Source organism: Pseudomonas sp. FW300-N1A1 (assembly GCF_058789115.1).
The window spans coordinates 72,963-85,752 of the sequence record NZ_JBYTBK010000006.1 but is presented as its reverse complement, the minus strand read 5'-3'; the positions used below and the strand labels follow the sequence as shown (position 1 = coordinate 85,752).

At 62.3% G+C, this 12,790-nt stretch carries 12 protein-coding genes; 6 read left to right on the top strand and 6 right to left on the bottom strand.

Features of this window, described 5'->3' with window-relative positions:
• The first annotated feature begins 15 nt into the window (after positions 1–15).
• The 5 genes from ccoS to AC3WQN_RS07030 all read left to right on the top strand — a co-directional run bounded on the left by ccoS (position 16) and on the right by AC3WQN_RS07030 (position 3,938).
• Positions 16–243, top strand: a complete 228-nt coding sequence (gene ccoS, locus AC3WQN_RS07050) for a cbb3-type cytochrome oxidase assembly protein CcoS (RefSeq protein WP_103399943.1) — start codon at positions 16–18, stop codon at positions 241–243.
• Entirely contained in the window at positions 236–919 is a 684-nt protein-coding gene (locus AC3WQN_RS07045; protein WP_095143102.1) for a sulfite exporter TauE/SafE family protein, read from the top strand. Before ccoS ends, AC3WQN_RS07045 begins: the two co-directional genes overlap by 8 nt.
• 164 nt (positions 920–1,083) lie before the next feature.
• Entirely contained in the window at positions 1,084–2,466 is a 1,383-nt protein-coding gene (gene hemN / locus AC3WQN_RS07040) for an oxygen-independent coproporphyrinogen III oxidase (protein WP_103399942.1), read from the top strand.
• A gap of 110 nt (positions 2,467–2,576) precedes the next feature.
• Positions 2,577–3,311: a fumarate/nitrate reduction transcriptional regulator Fnr gene (fnr, locus tag AC3WQN_RS07035; protein ID WP_103399941.1), complete on the top strand. Its 735-nt coding sequence runs from the start codon at positions 2,577–2,579 to the stop codon at positions 3,309–3,311.
• Positions 3,312–3,389: 78 nt separating this feature from the next.
• Complete coding sequence (locus tag AC3WQN_RS07030; RefSeq protein ID WP_095082226.1) at positions 3,390–3,938, top strand: adenine phosphoribosyltransferase; 549 nt, start codon at positions 3,390–3,392, stop codon at positions 3,936–3,938.
• Between the two features lie 258 nt (positions 3,939–4,196).
• On the opposite strand, the gene AC3WQN_RS07025 is transcribed toward AC3WQN_RS07030, so the two are convergent.
• The 5 genes from AC3WQN_RS07025 to dnaX form a co-directional block, all read right to left on the bottom strand.
• Positions 4,197–5,345, bottom strand: coding sequence for an acyl-CoA dehydrogenase family protein (locus tag AC3WQN_RS07025; RefSeq protein WP_103399940.1), 1,149 nt, complete (start codon positions 5,343–5,345; stop codon positions 4,197–4,199).
• A gap of 108 nt (positions 5,346–5,453) precedes the next feature.
• On the bottom strand, positions 5,454–6,056 hold the full coding sequence (gene recR, locus AC3WQN_RS07020) for a recombination mediator RecR (RefSeq protein WP_095143097.1): 603 nt from the start codon (positions 6,054–6,056) through the stop codon (positions 5,454–5,456).
• Positions 6,057–6,133: 77 nt separating this feature from the next.
• Positions 6,134–7,168, bottom strand: coding sequence for an NADPH-dependent curcumin/dihydrocurcumin reductase (gene curA / locus AC3WQN_RS07015; protein WP_103399939.1), 1,035 nt, complete (start codon positions 7,166–7,168; stop codon positions 6,134–6,136).
• A gap of 217 nt (positions 7,169–7,385) precedes the next feature.
• Positions 7,386–7,724, bottom strand: coding sequence for a YbaB/EbfC family nucleoid-associated protein (locus AC3WQN_RS07010; RefSeq protein ID WP_008028561.1), 339 nt, complete (start codon positions 7,722–7,724; stop codon positions 7,386–7,388).
• A gap of 67 nt (positions 7,725–7,791) precedes the next feature.
• Positions 7,792–9,882, bottom strand: a complete 2,091-nt coding sequence (dnaX, locus tag AC3WQN_RS07005) for a DNA polymerase III subunit gamma/tau (RefSeq protein WP_103399938.1) — start codon at positions 9,880–9,882, stop codon at positions 7,792–7,794.
• Positions 9,883–10,028: 146 nt separating this feature from the next.
• On the opposite strand from dnaX, the gene AC3WQN_RS07000 reads away from it, so the two are divergent.
• The gene (locus AC3WQN_RS07000) at positions 10,029–10,793 is read left to right on the top strand and encodes a substrate-binding periplasmic protein (protein WP_103399937.1); all 765 of its coding nucleotides are present in this window, start codon (positions 10,029–10,031) and stop codon (positions 10,791–10,793) included.
• Between the two features lie 3 nt (positions 10,794–10,796).
• Here AC3WQN_RS07000 and AC3WQN_RS06995 read toward each other — a convergent pair whose 3' ends face one another.
• Positions 10,797–12,497, bottom strand: a complete 1,701-nt coding sequence (locus AC3WQN_RS06995) for a putative bifunctional diguanylate cyclase/phosphodiesterase (RefSeq protein WP_103399936.1) — start codon at positions 12,495–12,497, stop codon at positions 10,797–10,799.
• Between the last annotated feature and the right edge of the window lie 293 nt (positions 12,498–12,790).

Below are 12,790 nucleotides of genomic sequence, written 5' to 3'. Positions count from 1 at the left end.
GGGCATGGAGTAAAGATGCCAGCTCTCTACGTGATGATCCCAGCGGCGCTGCTGATCGTCGCCATCGCCATTTACATCTTCTTCTGGGCCGTCGACAGCGGCCAGTACGATGACCTCGACGGGCCGGCCCACAGCATCCTGTTCGACGACCAGGACCCGAACCACAAGGCTGCGATCAACGAAGCCGACGGTAAACCGATGGACCCGGCCAAGCCGGCCGACAAGACGCCACCCCATGCTTGAACTGGCGCCTCTCCTGGTCTCGGCGCTGATCCTCGGCTTGCTCGGAGGCGGCCACTGCCTGGGCATGTGTGGCGGCCTGATGGGCGCGCTGACCCTGGCGATCCCCAAGGAACAACGCAGCCGACGCTTTCGCCTGCTACTGGCGTACAACCTGGGCAGAATCCTCAGCTACGCCACCGCCGGCCTGCTGATCGGCCTCGCCGGCTGGGCCCTGGCCAACAGTCCGGCGGCGATGTTCATGCGTGTGCTTGCCGGTTTGCTCCTGATCGCCATGGGCTTGTACCTGGCGGGCTGGTGGAGCGGCCTGACCCGCATCGAAAGCCTGGGCCGTGGCCTGTGGCGCCATATCCAGCCCGTTGCCAACCGCCTGCTGCCGGTATCGAGCGTACCGCGCGCCTTGCTGCTGGGCGCACTGTGGGGCTGGCTACCCTGTGGCCTGGTCTACAGCACCCTGTTGTGGGCCGCCAGCCAGGGCGATGCCATCGACAGTGCGCTGCTGATGCTCGCCTTTGGCCTCGGCACCTGGCCGGTGTTGTTGGCCACGGGGCTCGCCGCCGAGCGCGTCACGGCGTTGTTACGCCAACGCAGCGTACGCATGACCGGTGGCCTGCTGGTGATCCTGTTCGGTATCTGGACCCTGCCCGGGCCCCATCAGCATTGGCTCATGGGGCACTAGGACAGCCGCAATCGAAGGCTGGAGCTCCACCGTGTAACCGCCTGCACGGCATTTACTCCGGCTCGGCGGTGCACACCCGTACACTCTTGATACAAATCAAGATTCCCATCGTGGCAACCCCCTAGACTCGCCGACACTGCCAGCCTATCCGGGGGAACGCCCGCATGCTCGACGCCATTCGTTGGGACACAGACCTGATCCGCCGTTACGACCTGGCGGGACCACGCTACACCTCGTACCCGACCGCGGTGCAATTCAGCAGCCAGGTCGGCACATTCGACCTGCTCCACGCCCTGCGCGACAGCCGCAAGGCCCGGCGCCCGCTCTCGCTGTATGTGCACGTGCCGTTTTGCGCGAACATCTGCTACTACTGCGCCTGCAACAAAGTCATCACCAAGGACCGCGGCCGCGCCCAGCCCTACCTGCAACGCCTGGAACAGGAAATCCAGCTGGTCGCCTGCCACCTGGACCCGAACCAGAAAGTCGAACAACTGCACTTCGGTGGCGGCACCCCGACCTTTCTCAGCCATGACGAACTGCGCCAGCTGATGGCGCAACTGCGCAAGCACTTCAACCTGCTGGATGACGATTCGGGCGACTACGGCATCGAAATCGATCCTCGGGAGGCGGACTGGTCGACCATGGGCCTGCTGCGCGAACTGGGCTTCAATCGCGTCAGTATCGGCCTGCAGGATCTCGACCCGGAGGTACAACGGGCGGTCAATCGCCTGCAAAGCCTGGAGGAAACCCGAGCGGTGATCGATGCCGCGCGCACCTTGCAGTTCCGCTCGATCAACATCGACCTGATCTACGGCCTGCCCAAGCAAACCGCCGACAACTTTGCCCGCACCGTCGAGGAAGTCATCAGCCTGCAGCCCGACCGCCTTTCGGTGTTCAACTACGCCCACCTGCCCGAGCGCTTCATGCCGCAGCGGCGAATCAACAGCGACGACCTGCCGGCGCCCGCCGAAAAGCTGAAAATGCTTGAGCGCACCATCGAGCAACTGACCGCCGCCGGTTATCGCTACATCGGCATGGACCATTTCGCCCTGCCGGACGATGAACTGGCCATCGCGCAGGAAGAATCGACCCTACAACGCAATTTCCAGGGCTACACCACCCACGGCCATTGCGACCTGATCGGCCTCGGCGTGTCGGCCATCAGCCAGATCGGCGACCTGTACTGCCAGAACAGCAGCGACCTGAACGAGTATCAGAACGCCCTGGCCAACTCCCAACTCGGCACCAGCCGTGGCCTGCTGTGCAATCAGGACGACCGAGTGCGCCGGGCGGTGATCCAGCAACTGATCTGCAATTTCCGCCTGGACTTCGCCACCATCGAACAGGACTTCAACATCGATTTTCGCGGCTACTTCGCACAGCTCTGGCCACAGTTGCAGGCCATGGCCGAGGATGGCCTGATCGAGCTCGACCGTGAAAAAATCCTGGTCCTGCCCGCCGGGCGACTGCTGGTGCGTTCAGTGTGCATGGTATTCGATGCCTATCTGGAGCAGCAGAACCGCCAACGCTTCTCTCGGGTTATTTAAAGCACTGGGCGCACCCACGAGGTTGCGCCATGTTGCCGCAGACTGGCTTCAAGGTCCTTGCGTGGGTTACCCTTACGCCTTATGTGTGTTTTCCCACAAGGATCTAAGAAATGTCCGAGCCAGTTAAACTGCGCGCTCATAACCAGGCTCATTGCAAGGATTGCAGCCTGGCACCACTTTGCCTGCCACTTTCTCTGAATCTGGAAGACATGGATGCGCTGGACGACATCGTCAAACGTGGCCGCCCACTGAAAAAAGGCGAATTCCTGTTCCGCCAGGGCGACGTTTTCGATTCCGTCTTTGCAGTACGCTCCGGCGCCTTGAAAACCTTCAGCCTGAGCGACAGCGGCGAAGAACAGATCACCGGCTTCCACCTGCCGAGTGAACTGGTCGGCTTGTCCGGCATGGACACCGAGAGTCATCCGGTGTCCGCCCAGGCACTGGAAACCACCTCGGTCTGCGAAATCCCCTTCGAACGCCTGGATGAACTGGCCCTGCAACTGCCGCAATTGCGCCGTCAATTGATGCGGGTGATGAGCCGTGAAATCCGCGACGACCAGCAAATGATGCTGTTGCTGTCGAAGAAAACCGCCGACGAGCGCATTGCCACCTTCCTGGTCAACCTGTCGGCACGCTTCCGCGCTCGCGGGTTCTCGGCCAACCAGTTCCGCCTGAGCATGTCGCGCAACGAAATCGGCAACTACCTGGGCCTGGCGGTGGAAACCGTGTCCCGGGTGTTCACCCGCTTCCAGCAAAACCAGTTGCTCGCCGCCGAAGGCAAGGAAGTGCACATCCTCGACCCGATCCAGCTGTGCGCACTGGCCGGCGGCTCAGTCGAAGGCTGACGATACGCAGGTGGCTGAGCGACCCCGCTCAGCCACGGTTATACTGTCGCGTTTGTAGCCTGCCAGGACATCCCGACGATGGTCATCGACTCCTTCGACATCAAATCCCTGATCCGCCCCGTGATTGACTTCCCGAAGCCGGGCGTAATCTTCCGCGACATCACTCCGCTGTTCCAGTCGCCCAAGGCCCTGCGCCTGGTGATGGACTGCTTTGCGCACCGCTATGTCGAGGCCGACTTCACCCACATCGGCGCCATGGATGCCCGCGGCTTCCTGATCGGCTCGGTGCTCGCCTACCAACTGAACAAGCCACTTGTCCTGTTTCGCAAGCAAGGCAAACTGCCGGCCGACGTATTGGCCGAGGGTTATCAGACCGAGTACGGCGAAGCCTTCCTCGAAGTCCACGCCGACAGCCTCTGTGAAGGGGACTCGGTGCTGATGTTCGACGACCTGATCGCCACCGGCGGGACCCTGATCGCCGCCGCCAATCTGGTGCGACGCATGGGCGCGAGCATCTTCGAGGCCGCGGCCATTATCGACCTGCCGGAACTGGGTGGTTCCCAGCGCCTGGAAGACATGGGTATCCCGACGTTCTGCCTGACGCAGTTTGCGCTGTCCGAAAAGTAAGCGCTTGCACTGACGCCTTCGCGGGCAAGCGGAACACCGCCCGACGCTCGCTCCTACAGGGCAATGCAGGCGGCGCCCATGTAGGAGCGAGCTTGCTCGCGATGACCGTGAGCGCGACGCGGGGTGTCAGGCAGCACGCGTTATCGTTGGCGACCATCGCGAGCACGCACGCTCCTACAGGGAGCTGTTTCGCACACAAGATTTGTGTCTCGCGACAATCCCCAGTGGGAGCGGGCACGTCAGCCGCCATACCGCAATCTACAGCCCCATCTGCTTGCTGATGATTTCGTTCATCACTTCCCGGGTGCCACCGCCAATGGAGAGGATCCGGTTGTCGCGGTACAGCCGTTCCACCAGGCTGTCGCGCATGTAACCCTGCCCACCGAGGATCTGCACCGCGTCGTAGGTGATACGGTCGGCGGTGTCGGTGGCGAGGTTCTTGGCCATGGATATTTCCTTGATCACACTCTTGCCCGCCGCCATTTTCGCGGCCTGGCGATAGGTGAACTCCCGGGACACCTCCAGCGCCGTGGCCATTTCCGCCAGACGATGCTTGAGCACCTGGAACTTGCCGATCGGCTTGCCGAACGCTTCGCGCTGCCGCGCCCACTTCAGGCTCTCTTCCAGTGCCAGCTGCGCGGTCATGTTGGCCATCAGCGCCAGGGCCAGGCGCTCGCTTTGAAAGTTGCCCATGATGCAGGCAAAGCCCATGTTCTCGGCACCGATCAGGTTACCCACCGGCACCTTGCAGTCGTCGAAAAACAACTCCGCCGTGTCCGACGCCCACCAGCCCATTTTCTTCAACTGGCGACCGACGGTGAATCCCGGCGTGCCCTTCTCGATCAATAGCAGGCTGATGCCGGAAAACCCCGGCTCACCGGTGCGCACCGCAACGGTATAAAAATCCGCACGCACACCGCTGGTGATAAAGGTTTTACTGCCATTGACCCGGTAATGATCACCGTCACGCACGGCACGGGTCTGCAGGTTGGCGACATCCGAGCCGCCACCGGGCTCGGTGACCGCCAGGGCGCTGATTTTCTCGCCACTCAGGACGTGCGGCACCACCCGGTCGCGCACCTCGGGCCTGGCCCACTTGACGATCGGCGGCAGGCCGATGTCCAGCGAGCCGAGCCCCGCCACCAGCCCCCCGGAACCGCAGCGCATCAACGCTTCGCTGGCAGCGATCTTGGCAAACAGGTCGCCTTCGTGGCTGCCACCCAGCGCCTCGGGGTAACCGATGCCCAGAATGCCCGCCGCGCCGGCCTTGAGGTAGAGCTCACGAGGAAAGCCCTCGGCCTCCTCCCACTGATCAATGTCCGGAAGAATCTCGCGCTCGACGAAGCGTCGCACGCTGTCACGGACCAATTCATGGCTTGGGTCGAAGTATTCCTGGAAGGCAGGCATCGGCGAACTCCACTGAAGGTTCAGCGAAGTTAACCGAGCGCTTGCTTGGTTTTCAAGCGTCTTCAGCGAATCAGCCGAAGCGAGAGGCCGGCAACGTCAAGCCGGACGCTACAGAGCGATCGGCTTACGCCCCGCAAAGGAATGAGCCAGGGTACCGCCGTCTACCAGCTCCAGTTCGCCACCCAGTGGCACGCCGTGGGCAATGCGCGAGGCGATCAGGCCCTTGTTGCTGAGCAACTGGGCGATGTAGTGCGCGGTGGCTTCGCCTTCCACGGTCGGGTTGGTGGCGAGGATGACTTCAGTGAAGGTGCCCGCCTCTTCGATCCGCGCCAGCAGCTGCGGGATACCGATGGCTTCGGGGCCCAGACCGTCAAGGGGCGACAAATGGCCCTTGAGCACGAAGTAACGACCGCGAAAACCGGTCTGCTCCACGGCATAGACATCCATCGGCCCTTCAACCACACACAACAATGTGTCGTCACGCCGAGTGTCCGAGCATTGCGGGCACAAGTCGTCTTCGGTCAGCGTGCGGCACAGCCGGCAATGACCGACCCCTTCCATCGCCTGGCTCAACGCCAATGCCAGCCGCGAACCACCGCTACGGTCACGCTCGAGCAGTTGCAACGCCATGCGCTGGGCGGTTTTCTGACCGACACCGGGCAAAGTACGCAGGGCGTCGATCAGTTGGCGAATCAAAGGGCTGAAGCTCATGGTAGAAAGGTCCGACAAATCAACGAGACGCGGTTTATACCCGCGCCTCTGGCCAGCGTCAAATGCTCATACAGGCGTCAGTCTTCAGCGACCCGCACCACCAGCTTGCCGAAGTTACGCCCCTCCAGCAGCCCGATAAATGCCTCAGGCGCCTGCTCCAGGCCGAGGACGACATCCTCGCGGAACTTCACCTTGCCTTCACGCACCCAGGGCGCCATCGCCTTGATGAATTCCGATTGCCGATCACCGTAGTCGTCAAAGACGATAAAGCCCTGCATCCGTACACGCTTGGTCAGCAGCAGGCGTTGCAGCAGCGGCAAGCGATCCGGGCCGGGTGGCAGTTCCTGGGCATTGTACTGCGCAATCAGGCCGCACACCGGGATCCGCGCCTTGGGATTGAGCAGCGGCAAGACCGCGTCGAACACCTTGCCACCGACGTTTTCGAAATACACATCGATGCCGTCGCCGCAGGCCTGCGCCAACTCATCGGCAAAGGTCGGGCTGCGGTGATCAATGCAGGCATCGAAGCCCAGCTCCCTGACCACGTAACGGCACTTGTCGGCCCCCCCTGCAACCCCCACGACCTTCAGGCCCTTGATTTTAGCCACCTGCCCCACCACCGAACCCACGGCACCGGACGCTGCCGCAACCACCAGAGTCTCGCCGGCCTTGGGCTGGCCGATGTCCATCAGGCCCATGTAGGCGGTCATCCCCGGCATGCCGAGTACACCGAGTGCCAGGGAAGGACTTGGCCAGCCCGACGGCACGGGGACCAGCGCCCGGCCATCACTGATGCTATGGCTCTGCCAGCCCGTGGTGCCCACCACCAGGTCGCCCTCCTGGAATTTCGGGTTCAGCGAACGCTCGACCCGGCTGACGGCACCACCGGTCATCACATCGCCGAGCGCCACGGGCGCTGCATAGGACGGTGCATCGCTCATGCGTCCGCGCATGTAGGGATCGAGCGACAGGTAGAGGGTCTTGAGCAGCACCTGACCTTCGCTCAGCTCCGGGAGCTCTACCCGCTCCAGGCGAAAGTTCTCCGGCACCGGCGCCCCCGTGGGCCGCGACACCAGGACGATACGTTGGTTGAGGGTCAATGCGTGTGGCATGTGAGCATCTCCTTGACGATGAGTTTGGTGGTATAGAGAGCAGACCGTGGCCAGGGGCTGGCGTTCGATGTTTCTCCGGGCCGATGCCTCTGTAGACGCGAAGCGTCCGTTGCGGCGCCCCCACGCAGAGAGTAAGACGATTGGTGTGCCGCAAAAACAAAAATGCCAGGCGCGATGCCTGGCATTTCTTGTAGCCCATCCGAAGCGCCTTGGCGAATCAGAACGGCAGTTTCATGCCCGGTGGCAATTGCATGCCGGCGGTCATGCCGGACATCTTGTCCTGGCTGTTGGCTTCGATCTTGCGCACCGCGTCGTTGACGGCGGCGGCGAACACGGCTTCGAGCATCTCCTTGTCGTCTTCGCTCAGGCCTTCCACCAGGCTTGGATCGATGGTCACGCGCTTGACGTCATGACGACCGGTCATCACCACGGTGACCATATCGCCACCGGCTTTACCGGTGACTTCGGCGTTGGCCAGCTCTTCCTGCATCTTGGCCATTTTTTCCTGCATCTGCTGCGCCTGCTTCATCAGGCCGGCCATGCCACCTTTCATCATGGGAATCACCTCAAAAGTACTTGGATCAAAACAGCGCCCGGCCAAGCGGGCCGGACGCCTTCAGTTATTAGCCCTGGCTGGCCAGGGCCTCGACAGGTTCAATAGTATCGTTACGGATCACCGCGCCGAACTGTTGCATCATTTGCTGGATGAACGGATCGCCGTGAATCGAATCCTCCGCCTCGCGCTGGCGATCGGCACGTCGACGCGAGGCGGCCTGGGCCGGGGTTTCCTGCTCGGGTTTGATCAGTTCGATGCTCACCGTCAGGGTACGCTGGTGATACTGGTTCAGCGCATCGTTGAGTCGCCGTTGCTGGGTGGCGTTGAACAGCGCACTGTGGGCCGGGTCCAGGTGCATCAGCCAGTGATCGCCATCAACGGCAATCAGCGTGCAGTTGGCGGCGATACTGCCGGTCATGCCGGAAATCGGCAGCTTCGGGAACAGCTCCAGCCATTGCAGCGCCAGACCGGTGGCCGGCATCGCGGCGGGTTCCGGCTCAGGCTCCGGTGCCGGTTCTGCGGCATGCTCACTGGCCAGTTCATCCAGATAACTGTAGGCCGAGTCCTGGTCCGGCTCGATATAGTCCTCATCCAGCGGCGGCTCGTCGTCCAGATCCATGCCCGGTGTGGCGGCATCGACCTGCGCCACGCTCGGCTCGGGAATCGACTCGGCAGCCCACGCCGGCGCATCCGGCACGACGCTGTCTGGAACCGGCGCTGGCATCGGCGTCAGGTCAGGCTGTTCGGCGATCGTTTCCAGCACGGGCTCGGCAGCCGGCTGCTGCACGACAGCCGGTTCTACCGGGTCGTTCCACGGCAGGTCGACCACCGCCTCGGCAATGGCCGCGGGTGCTGCCACGGCCTCAACCACCGGCGCAGGCACCACCTGGGGCGCAACCGGCGTAGGTGCAGGCGTCACCGGCTCGGCAACAGGCCGCACTGCAGCCTCAACGACCGGAGCAGCCGCCACTACCGGCGCAACACGCTGCGCGCCAGCCACCGAGTTCGCGGAATCAACTGTGGCCTGGCTGATCCCCACTGGCTTTAGCGGTTGCCTCGGTGCATCCGCGGTGTCTGCCGGCCGGAAGGCAAGCATTCGCAGCAGGACCATCTCGAAACCACCACGCGGGTCCGGCGCCAGCGGCAAGTCGCGGCGACCGATCAGGCCCATCTGGTAATAAAACTGTACGTCTTCGGCCGGCAAGGCCTGGGCCAGCGCCAACACCCGGTCACGATCGCCATGACCATTGTCGACGCCCTCAGGCAGGGCCTGGGCAATTGCCACCCGGTGCAGCACGTTGAGGATTTCCGACAGCACGCCATTCCAGTCCGGGCCCTGCTCGGCCAGATGGCGTACCGCTTCGAGCAACGCCTTGGCGTCGCCCTCGATCAGCGAATGCAGGACGTCATAGACCTGCCCATGATCCAGGGTGCCCAGCATCGCCCGCACGTCAGCCGCCATGACCTTGCCTTCACCGAAGGCAATGGCCTGGTCGGTCAGGCTCATGGCGTCACGCATCGAACCGTCGGCGGCACGCCCCAGTAACCAGAGTGCATCGTCTTCGAACGGCACATTCTCGACACCCAGCACGTGGCTCAAATGCTCGACCACGCGCTCCGGCGTCATGTTCTTCAGTGAGAACTGCAGGCACCGGGAAAGAATCGTTGCTGGAAGTTTCTGCGGGTCGGTGGTCGCCAGGATGAACTTGACGTAGGGTGGCGGCTCTTCGAGGGTTTTCAACAGCGCATTGAAGGAATGGCTGGAGAGCATGTGCACTTCGTCGATCAGGTAGACCTTGAAACGTCCACGGCTCGGCGCGTACTGGACGTTGTCGAGCAACTCGCGGGTGTCTTCGACCTTGGTCCGGCTCGCGGCGTCGATCTCGATCAGGTCGACAAAGCGCCCCTCGTCGATTTCACGACATACCGAACACGTGCCGCACGGCGTCGAAGTGATACCTGTTTCACAGTTCAGGCATTTGGCTATGATCCGCGCAATGGTGGTCTTGCCCACACCGCGGGTGCCGGTAAACAGGTAGGCGTGGTGCAGCCGCTGGCTGTCCAAGGCATTGATCAGAGCCTTGAGCACATGGGTCTGGCCGACCATTTCGCGGAACGAGCGCGGACGCCATTTACGTGCAAGAACCTGATAACTCATCGAAAACCGTCGCAACGAAGGAAGCTGAAGCGGCTAATGCTAGCGGAGCAAGGGCAAAATTGCATCCGGTGTGCTCGGCTAATCTGTCTAAGCTGGTCTTTGGGGATGCTTTAATCGGTGTCTGGCGGCATTCTGCTGGAGAATTTATGCGTTCAGCCTTGGGGGCTTTGCTGTTTATCAGCGCCAGCGCTATTGCCGCGCCCGCACCAATACGCTTCGCGATCACCGACAGCTGGGCCATGCCCATGGCGCAGATCGAGCGCGGCCGCCCCATCCAGGGCATTTTGTACGACGTGATGCTCAGCCTGGCCACCCAGGTCGGCGTGCCGGCCGAGTTCAAGGTGCTGGCCCGCGCACGCGTGCACAGCAGCATGGAACACGGGGAAATCGATGTCCGCTGTTATGCGGCGCAGGCCTGGCTGCCCAACCAGTCCGGAAACTACATCTGGAGTGTCCCGTTGTGGCTCCAGCGCGACCTGTTGATCGCCCGGCCAGGCACTCCCGCCCCAGTAGTTCCGGCGCGCCTTACCGCGCAGCCCATCGGCACCGTACTCGGGTACTACTACCCGACCTTGCAGCCACTGTTCGACAGCGGGCAACTGCAACGCGACGATGCGCGCAACCAGGACCAGGTCCTGCACAAGCTGCAGGCCGGACGCTATCAGTATGCCGTGAGCAATCAATGGACCCTGGACTGGTTCAATCAACGGCTGATGCCCGACCAGCAATTGCACGCCGTCACGGTGCTGCAGGAGTTGAATGTCGGCTGCTACGTGCGCAATGACCCGAAAGTGCCGGTACAACGAATTCTAGGCACCTTGCTCAAAATGAAAATGTCCGGGGAAATCGACGACATCATCCAACTCTACACCGGCACCCGCGAACCACTCCCGGGCACCCCTGCGCCATGAACCTCAGACCACCTGGTCCAGCGCCTGCCACTGGATCGGAGCGGCGAACCCTGCAACCCAGCCCGGGACCTCGCTGGCCGGCATCGGCCGGGCAATGAAATACCCCTGCGCCACCTCACATCCCAGGCGCAGCAACAACTGGCCGTGCTCCACACTGTGCAGGCCTTCGGCGACCACCTCTCGCCCAAAGGCCCGGGCCAGGCCGATCACGGCTGTGGTCAACGCCAGGTCGTCACGATCATGCAGGATGTCGCGCACAAACGACTTGTCGATCTTGATGGTCTGGGTGTGCAGGCGCTTGAGGTAACTGAGCGATGAGTGACCGGTGCCAAAATCCCCCAGCGAGAACCTCACGCCCAGCGCCTGGCAGGCGCGCAGGCAGGTGCTGACATGCTGGATGTTTTCGATCGCCACCGACTCGACAATCTCAAGATCGAGCAGCCGCGGGGAAACGCTGGCGTGACGCTGGAGCACGCCCTTGAGCCGCTCGAAAAAGTCGGCACGCTGAAAGTGTCGTGCAGCGATATTGATGCTGACCGGCCACTGCAACCCGAGCCGCTGCCACTGGGATAACTGCACCAGCACCTGCTCCATGACCCACTCGCCGATGTCGACGATCAGGTCCGTCTCCTCCACCCACGGCAAAAACTCCCTGGGCGGCACCACTCCCCTCTCCGGGTGCTCCCAGCGCAGCAACGCCTCAAAACCCACCACCGTGCCGCTGCGCATATTGACCCTGGGCTGGAAATGCAGGCGCAATTCATGATTGAGCAAGGCCTGTCGAACCCGCGCCACGGTCTGGTAGGTCGCCTTGACCTCGCGGTCATGCACCACATCAAACAAGTGAAACCGATTGCGCCCGCTTTGCTTGGCCACGTACATGGCCTGGTCGGCATGGCGCAGCAAGGTCTCTGCGTCTTCGTTGTCCACCGGGAACAGCGTGACGCCGACACTGGCGTACACATGCAACTCCTTGCCCAGGATCGAATACGGCGCCGAGATCACTCCCAGCACCCGGTTCAGGGCCGCACGCAACTCCGACACGTCGCTCACATAGCGCAAGATCAGCACGAACTCGTCCCCGGCCAGCCGTGCGACCACATCCTCGCCCCGAACAATCTCGCGCAGGCGCTTGGCCACCTCCACCAGCAACAAGTCGCCACACGCGTGACCATAGCCGTCGTTGACGGCCTTGAAGCCATCGAGATCGAGCATGCAGACCGCCAGCGGGACGTCCTCCGCACGAGAGAACGTCAGGGCCTGGTCGAGCAAATCAAAGAGAAACGCCCGATTGGGCAAGCCGGTCAGCACATCATGTCCCACCCGCCACTCCAGGGAGTGCAGCAACTGGCGCTTTTCACTGACATCGAAGCGAATGGACACATAGCGCATCACCCGGCCGGTCACTTCATCCAGCACCGGTACCATGGTGCTGTCGACCCAGTACAGGCTCCCGTCCTTGGCCCGGTTGCAGATTTCACCCTTCCAGACCTTGCCCAGGGCGATGGTGCGCCACATGGTCGCGAAGAAATCGCCAGGGTGCAGCCCCGAGTTCAGCAGGCGATGATCGGCGCCCAGCAACTCTTCACGGCTATAGCCCGATATCGCGCAGAACCGGTCATTGACGTGAATGATCCGCCCATTCAGGTCGGTCTCGGAAAATATGGCGGCAGCATCCACTGCCCTGCGGTATTTCTCATCCATGAGCGTGCCCCATCTAGCGGCTGCACCGCTCGACCAGTGCGCAATGCCCGGCAGAGATGAAGGAGAAGGAGGTGCGCTGCCGGGGATCGTGCAGCCTTTGAAGCGGCGGGAGTAACGTCCTTGCAAGCGTGCGGACCAGCAAATTCAGATGCACTTTAAAACTCCATGAACAGCAGGTGATGGCCCCGGGACATATAAAGATCGACTAGTCTTGAAGACCTCGCGACACTCAGACGAGCGTCCGGTTCTGGCAAGGTTCGACGGCCCCGGGTGTCATCGACACGCCCTCCAGA

Coding starts and splice junctions, on each gene's coding strand:
- dnaX (WP_103399938.1), bottom strand. CDS start 9,882: ATGAGTTATCAGGTTCTTGCACGTAAATGGCGTCCGCGCTCGTTCCGC.
- AC3WQN_RS07030 (WP_095082226.1), top strand. CDS start 3,390: ATGGTCATCGACTCCTTCGACATCAAATCCCTGATCCGCCCCGTGATT.
- AC3WQN_RS07045 (WP_095143102.1), top strand. CDS start 236: ATGCTTGAACTGGCGCCTCTCCTGGTCTCGGCGCTGATCCTCGGCTTG.
- fnr (WP_103399941.1), top strand. CDS start 2,577: ATGTCCGAGCCAGTTAAACTGCGCGCTCATAACCAGGCTCATTGCAAG.
- AC3WQN_RS07000 (WP_103399937.1), top strand. CDS start 10,029: ATGCGTTCAGCCTTGGGGGCTTTGCTGTTTATCAGCGCCAGCGCTATT.
- AC3WQN_RS06995 (WP_103399936.1), bottom strand. CDS start 12,497: ATGGATGAGAAATACCGCAGGGCAGTGGATGCTGCCGCCATATTTTCC.
- curA (WP_103399939.1), bottom strand. CDS start 7,168: ATGCCACACGCATTGACCCTCAACCAACGTATCGTCCTGGTGTCGCGG.
- AC3WQN_RS07025 (WP_103399940.1), bottom strand. CDS start 5,345: ATGCCTGCCTTCCAGGAATACTTCGACCCAAGCCATGAATTGGTCCGT.
- recR (WP_095143097.1), bottom strand. CDS start 6,056: ATGAGCTTCAGCCCTTTGATTCGCCAACTGATCGACGCCCTGCGTACT.
- ccoS (WP_103399943.1), top strand. CDS start 16: ATGCCAGCTCTCTACGTGATGATCCCAGCGGCGCTGCTGATCGTCGCC.
- hemN (WP_103399942.1), top strand. CDS start 1,084: ATGCTCGACGCCATTCGTTGGGACACAGACCTGATCCGCCGTTACGAC.
- AC3WQN_RS07010 (WP_008028561.1), bottom strand. CDS start 7,724: ATGATGAAAGGTGGCATGGCCGGCCTGATGAAGCAGGCGCAGCAGATG.